This is a genomic window from Pseudohalocynthiibacter aestuariivivens, assembly GCF_018457175.1.
In the GTDB taxonomy this organism is placed as follows: domain Bacteria; phylum Pseudomonadota; class Alphaproteobacteria; order Rhodobacterales; family Rhodobacteraceae; genus Pseudohalocynthiibacter; species Pseudohalocynthiibacter aestuariivivens.
The window spans coordinates 394,715-401,128 of the sequence record NZ_JAGFNU010000002.1 but is presented as its reverse complement, the minus strand read 5'-3'; the positions used below and the strand labels follow the sequence as shown (position 1 = coordinate 401,128).

At 51.1% G+C, this 6,414-nt stretch carries 7 protein-coding genes; 4 read left to right on the top strand and 3 right to left on the bottom strand.

The window, feature by feature from the left end; translation table 11 throughout:
* Positions 1–90: 90 nt before the first annotated feature.
* Together J4E70_RS05855 and J4E70_RS05850 are read left to right on the top strand one after the other, a co-directional pair.
* A complete protein-coding gene (locus tag J4E70_RS05855) occupies positions 91–576 on the top strand; it encodes a hypothetical protein (RefSeq protein ID WP_213888144.1) in 486 nt (161 codons plus the stop codon).
* A 15-nt stretch (positions 577–591) separates the two neighbouring features.
* Complete coding sequence (locus J4E70_RS05850; RefSeq protein WP_213888143.1) at positions 592–1,890, top strand: hypothetical protein; 1,299 nt, start codon at positions 592–594, stop codon at positions 1,888–1,890.
* A gap of 249 nt (positions 1,891–2,139) precedes the next feature.
* Here the strand turns inward: J4E70_RS05850 and J4E70_RS05845 are convergent, their stop codons facing one another.
* Complete coding sequence (locus tag J4E70_RS05845; RefSeq protein WP_213888142.1) at positions 2,140–2,616, bottom strand: Lrp/AsnC family transcriptional regulator; 477 nt, start codon at positions 2,614–2,616, stop codon at positions 2,140–2,142.
* Between the two features lie 218 nt (positions 2,617–2,834).
* On the opposite strand from J4E70_RS05845, the gene J4E70_RS05840 reads away from it, so the two are divergent.
* Together J4E70_RS05840 and J4E70_RS05835 are read left to right on the top strand one after the other, a co-directional pair.
* Positions 2,835–3,272 (top strand): universal stress protein, encoded by a 438-nt coding sequence (locus J4E70_RS05840; protein WP_213888141.1) that lies wholly within the window; start codon positions 2,835–2,837, stop codon positions 3,270–3,272.
* A 12-nt stretch (positions 3,273–3,284) separates the two neighbouring features.
* Positions 3,285–4,832, top strand: coding sequence for an alanine/glycine:cation symporter family protein (locus tag J4E70_RS05835; RefSeq protein ID WP_213888140.1), 1,548 nt, complete (start codon positions 3,285–3,287; stop codon positions 4,830–4,832).
* Between the two features lie 288 nt (positions 4,833–5,120).
* Here the strand turns inward: J4E70_RS05835 and J4E70_RS05830 are convergent, their stop codons facing one another.
* Positions 5,121–5,840: an SDR family NAD(P)-dependent oxidoreductase gene (locus J4E70_RS05830; RefSeq protein WP_213888139.1), complete on the bottom strand. Its 720-nt coding sequence runs from the start codon at positions 5,838–5,840 to the stop codon at positions 5,121–5,123.
* A complete protein-coding gene (locus J4E70_RS05825) occupies positions 5,833–6,396 on the bottom strand; it encodes a DUF3833 domain-containing protein (protein ID WP_213888138.1) in 564 nt (187 codons plus the stop codon). Before J4E70_RS05825 ends, J4E70_RS05830 begins: the two co-directional genes overlap by 8 nt.
* Positions 6,397–6,414: the final 18 nt, after the last annotated feature.

Sequence of the window (6,414 nt, the reverse complement as noted above, 5' to 3'; positions counted from 1 at the left end):
CTCTGAGGCCGCAAAGAAAACACGAAAGGAAACACCGACATTGACCGCGAAATAAACGCTGATACATAATCAAGGGTGGGTCAAATCTCGGTGAAAATACCGGGTCAGTTCTCAACGCAAATCAACACTCTGAAGGACCGGCGTCCAAATATTGAAAACCTTGCCTTGTCACTGATGCTTGACCCAGAGGGGGCGTTCGCTTTTTTCCGCAACCAGATAAGAACCGTTTCCTACCGCGGCCGCTCGCGCGATACGGACGCGGTGCTTGAGGCGGGCGCCGGGAATGATCATGACAAGGCGGTCGGTCTGTCAGCTCTTTTGTCCTTGATTGGGTATGATAGCGGGCTGGTTTCTGCACCCATGCCCGCAGAAATGGCCGCCAAAATCGAACAGGGGGCTTGCGGCGGGGCAGGAGATAGCGCGCCTGAAATCTGGCGTCTGGTGGGATTGCCCGGAAATTCGATGGCGCGGGTTGCGCAACGGGCCCAAACCAATTTTGGTGCCTTAAGTGTAGTCATCCCCGAGGGTACGCTTCACGAAATGGCACCGGGCGGCGTGAATTCCGAACAGCCGTAGCATGTGTGGGTTCAAATGCGACTTGGTGCAGATTGGGTTGATCTTGACCCGGTCCTTCCAAATGTGGCCTTTTGCGCCACCCCGGCTGGAACGGGGGTCGAACTGGTGTCTGCCGAGCCATCGCACGAAGTTACCTTGACGCTCGAAATCGAACGGCTTCGCGACGGCCAATTTCAACGCGAACAAATCCTAAGTAAAAAATTCGAAGTGCCAGATCTTGTTGAAACGCCCATCACGCTGATTTTTTGCCCCCAAACAGAAGGAGTGGGCGGCATTGTAACCGAAGCTCTTGGCGGCTTGCAGGGTCAGCAATCTGGAATGGTGGCAACTTTACTGGTGAATCAAACAGCGACTCGCAGCAAGACTTTTGTGGCACCGGGTGTCGCCGCAACCACGACAAATTTTTTCGCTGCGGAGCAGGAAGAAATAGTGACGGCTCTGCGCTTGCGGATTAGCTCGACCGCGCCGGGCGAACCTGAGCAGACTGAGGATAGGGTAATCTTTGATGTAGTACCTGAACAGCTTCGATCCGCTGGTGGCGAACAGGTGCGCGTCGAAGATCTTGTTGCTCCAGCAGCGGGCATAAGATTTCCGGCATCCTTGGAAAGCCTGCGCCAGGTCGTGCTCGGCAATGGCGGACTTTCTACCAAGCTGGCCTCGGTGCGTATGCTGGGTGTTTTGGCGGACCTCCCAGAGGCGATGCGTTTGGCTGATGCAGGTATTCCGGATCCCGAAATTGCGGTTTGGAACCACTGGGTGCAAGCCAGCCTTGTCGCACTTGCTGCAGAAGAATTGATCCGCACCCGACCAGTGGCCGCAGATGGCAGCTGTGTTCTTGTTGACCGGCCCAGAGTTTTGATTTCGGGCATCATGTCAGGACCTGGTGGGCAGCCCATACATTGGGTGGACTGGGCACTGGATGACGTTGGGATTGCCGGACCGGCCGAGCCTGGTTCCGCGTGGCGGCATCGTGTGTGGCATCGGGCGCTCCAATCCGCACTGGAAACGGAAATGTTGATGGACCATGTCGAGGCGCCTGACGATGCGGTGCCGCTGCTAACCCATCCGTTGATGCCGGTTGACCCTATTCTTGTGTGGATTGAAGCAGTTGAAGACAGTGAACGCGGATTTCGAATTTTCGTGTCAGCCGACATGCGGCCCGAGGAATGGTGGCGCATTCACCCCGAAATGGGACGCAATGACACGCGTTTCCGGTTTTTGGGCAATGCACGTCCCATGAATTCTAAACCGGGCTTGGGAACTCCGAGGGCCGGATCGTCTAGTATAAGCGAAGCTGAAATGGTTAAGATGTAAGCAGACATAGACGCATACGCAAAAAAGGCTACGGAAGACGCTGCCAGAAACGAAGAGGTCGCAGAAAGAGGTCGAAGCAAGAAAGGCAACGAATACACCATCCCTCTTTTGAATGTATCTATTCCAGCTTCGATGGCGCATGGCGTTGTTGGTGGCGCCGTTGTCTTAGGCATAGCTTACGCACTTTTTGGCTGAATTCTATTACGCCTCAGAGAACGATCCAGCTCTTTTTATGGGTCTTCAAAATGGCTACGAATCCGTCATCATTTGGATTTCGTCACTTTCTTTTACAGTTTCCATGACTGCAAATGAGTGTGTCTGCATCACTCCGGGGAGCTTCCCGATATGTTCTCCCAAGATTTCTCGGAAATGAGTGATATCCCTTGTCCGCACCTTTAGAACGTAATCAAATTGTCCGGCGATCATCAGGCAACTCTGCACCTCCGGAATCTCTTTCACGGCTTCATTGAATTCATCAAGTGAATTGTCGCTGGTTTGCGCCAGGGTGATATGAACAATCGTGACGTGATTAATGCCGACTTTGGCCGGGTCAAGTATTGCACAATAACCTTTTATGACCCCGGAATTCTCTAGACGTCTGACACGCTCTGAACAGGGTGTTTTTGTTAGGTTTACCCTGCTTGCAAGCTCAACAATCGACAGTCTGCCGTTCTTTTGAAGCTCGTCTAAGATTCGTTTGTCGATACCGTCTAAAGCCCTAGTCACCAGTCTTTTTTCCTATTTTTAGCCTACTTAAAGGGAATTACACCGAATAATTGCTGAATTTAGGCACTATTACCAGTCAAAAAGACTATGATCGAGGTTGGAAGACAAGGACAACGATATAGTATTCCCGATTCTGGTTTCGGCCTTCGAAAATAATGGAGGACGTGTCTTTCCCGAGAGAGAATCGATACGGGGACATCTGACAGGAGAAACGCAAAATGACGTCTAAAATAATGATTGGTTTGGATGGGCATGGGTCCGGCGAGCGCGCCTTGGCCTATGCCACAAAACTTGCAAAAGTGATCGGAAGCTGTGAGCTTGTGGTTGTTTATGTGATTGAATGGTCACCTTACTCTTTCCAAACACCCGAAGAGAATGCGGAACGGCACAAGCGGCGTGAGGAAGAAATTTCAACTGCGATGGATCGCGTAATCAATCCTGCGCTTGCTTCACTGAAGAAGGCAGGGTTCAGCGCTAAGGGCATTGTGAGACACGGTCACGTTGCTGATACTTTGAATGATCTGTCTGAGGAAGAAAACGCCGAGCAGATTGTTGTTGGTCGATCTACCGAAAGCGGGCTTATAAAGCGCTTTTTTGGTAGCTCAACTGCAAATCTTGTAATGCACGCAAATGTACCCGTTACGGTCGTAGGTTAAGAGGACAGAATAATGAAATTTTATCAAAAAGTTATGCTGTCCCTCGGGACGGCAAGTGCACTCGTAAGCCCAGCAGTCGCGCAAGAGGCAATGACCCTGGATGAAAAAGTGAACGAAGCATTTGCTGCCTTTACCGGGCCATTTGTGAACCTGATTTTCGCACCGTTTCCAGGCACGAGTTTTCCATGGATTGTTATGTGGCTGGTTATAGCAGCTACGGTCTTCACGATTTATTTTTCATTCGTGCAGCTTAAGTTCTTCAAGCACGCGATATCGCTCGTCAAAGGCGACTATTCCGACCCGAACGATGCGGGCGAAGTCAGCCACTTTCAGGCGCTGGCGACCGCGCTTTCGGGCACTGTTGGCTTAGGAAATATCGCAGGTGTTGCTGTTGCAGTCGGCATTGGTGGACCGGGTGCTACATTCTGGATGATCCTTGCCGGTTTGATGGGAATGGCTTCGAAGTTCACCGAATGTACGCTTGGTGTGAAATATCGAAACGAATACCCAGATGGCACCGTTTCAGGCGGGCCAATGTATTACATTTCCAAGGGTTTTTCTGAACTTGGGCTGCCTGGAGGTAAGATACTCGCGATCCTGTTTTCGATCTTTTGTATCCTTGGCGCCCTTGGTGGCGGCAATATGTTTCAGGCCAATCAGGCACATGCTCAGATTTCAGGTATCACTGGTGCGTATCCAGGTTGGATTACGGGCGTGATCTTTGCTGCTGTCGTGTTCATTGTCATCGTCGGCGGTGTTAAATCCATTGCGCGGGTTACTGAAAAAGTCGTTCCTTTCATGGGTATCCTCTACGTTGGTGCATCGCTAGTTATCATTTTGATGAACTACGATCAGATCGGCTGGGCCTTTGGTCAGATCTTCAGTGGTGCATTCTCTGGTTTGGGCGTCGCTGGTGGTATGGTCGGTGCTTTGATCCAGGGTTTTAAACGTGCTGCATTTTCAAACGAAGCAGGCGTTGGGTCGGCAGCAATCGCGCACTCTGCGGTAAGAACGAAAGAGCCTATAACTGAAGGTTTTGTCTCTTTGCTCGAACCATTTATTGACACGGTCGTAATCTGCACGATGACAGCGCTTGTCATCACCATATCGGGTCAACTTATCTCGGATCCGGCTACTGGGCTTTACGTACTTGACGGTGCGCATATCGCAACGGTCGACGGGAATACGGGTGTCGCGCTGACATCTGCGGCCTTCGCATCGGCGTTTAGCTGGTTCCCCTATGTTCTGGCTGTGGCTGTGGTGTTGTTTGCCTTTTCCACGATGATTTCATGGTCCTACTATGGGTTGAAAAGCTGGACTTATCTGTTTGGTGAAGGTCAAACATCCGAGTTGGTGTTCAAGGTCATTTTCTGTGTCTTCATCGTTATCGGCGCGGCCGCCAATCTTGGTCCTGTGATCGATTTCTCGGATGCTGCGATATTTGCGATGGCAGTCGTAAACATCACAGCGCTTTACTTCCTGATGAAGCTCGTCAAGCAAGAGCTTCTGTCATATGTAGCGCGGCTTGCATCTGGCGAAATCAAGAAGTTTACACACTAAAATTAAGTGACAAGGCGGCTAGATTGCCGCCTTGTCACATACGGGAATTGTCGCAAACTGCCGGCATGAACGGCAGGGTATGCACAGTAAATGTGAATTCCGCTCCCTTCGGCCTGAAAGAGCAAATTCTGCACCCGTGGCACGGCTATTTCTGTTCTGTCTGGCAATGCCTATCAAGAAACCTTGAACAAACCAGCCGCACCTATGCCCCAACCAACGCACAACTTTGAGAAAAATGCCCGAGTTTCTTTTTCGTTGCGATTTGAAAGTGTTATTACCTAAGGCAGATTAGAAAAGTCTTTGGAAAACGGAGAGGGGCAGGAACCGCCCTATGCGAAAAAGCCACGCGAATGGTGCTGGGAAGCTCGTTGAAAACCGGCCATTCGTTATTGCATTCGCAACCTGTCGTGCGGCCGTTTCCGGGGTCATGATGGACGGCATTTTAAAATCATTTTTCTCGGTAAGGCGGGTTTTTATAAAGCCGGGGTTCATGCATTGAACGCTTATCTTAGTGTGTTTAAGATCTGCCCGAAGGTTTTCGGCCAGATGCATAAGTGCGGCTTTGCTGGCGCCGTAACCAATTGCGCCGGGAAGCCCCCTGAATCCGGCAAGAGAGCCGATAAGAATGATATGGCCCTGATCCTGTTCCAAGAGTTTTGGAACAGCTTGCCCTAGAACCCGCAAAGCACCTGTAAAATTAACATCAGCCATTGTGACCGCAGCGGCGCTGTTCCAATCCGTTGCTTTGACTGGTTCATAAAACCCGGCACAGTACACAACGCCGTCAAACTGGCCTATTTGCTCTGCCGCCGATTTAATGGAAGCCTCGTCCGTGACGTCAAGGGCGCAGACTGAAGCGTTCGGAAGTTCTTTTGCAAGCTCAATAAGCCGCTCTTCATTTCGGGCAGACAAGATGACAGACGCCCCTGAGTTCGACATTTCGCTGGCCAGAGCACGCCCCAGACCTTCGCTCGCGCCGATGATCCAGTATTTTTTTCCGTCAAACATTCAAGGCATTCGCCGGGCGCATAGTAGCGACAAGTTCAGCAACTTTTACACCAAATTTCCGCATTTCCGACTTGTTCAGGATGCTGCCGTTTTCCATGAGATACATCCAATCCGTTACATTCAGCACGTGGCCGCCAGCGTCTTCGGGAAGCCGAATGCGGTATCGCATGCGAACGGTTGCGCCGCTTTGTATGCCGTCTGCTGTTCCGATAACATCGTCAGCGGTTGCCCTAAACGATCCGTCGTTTCCTATTGTCAGATTCCACTTGCGAAGTTGTGTGTTGCCGCTGGAATAGTGAAATGACTCTGTCAAAGTTCCTGTTGCCCGATCCCACACGCCGTTCATGTCGGCGACGAAACGCGAATTGACGCGCCCCATAGGGCCATAGATGATGCCTTCGCACAGGATTGGTCCTGAAAGATGTTTCCGCAGGTCAAATGCGGGTGACGTTGCATTGTAATCTTGCGGTGATTGCGCAGAGAAGCCCAGCTTCTTGCTTATCACATAGACAAGTACGACTGCGGCAAAAGCCGCTGAAATCAGCTCCAATGCCATTGTGATTATCCTGTGCTC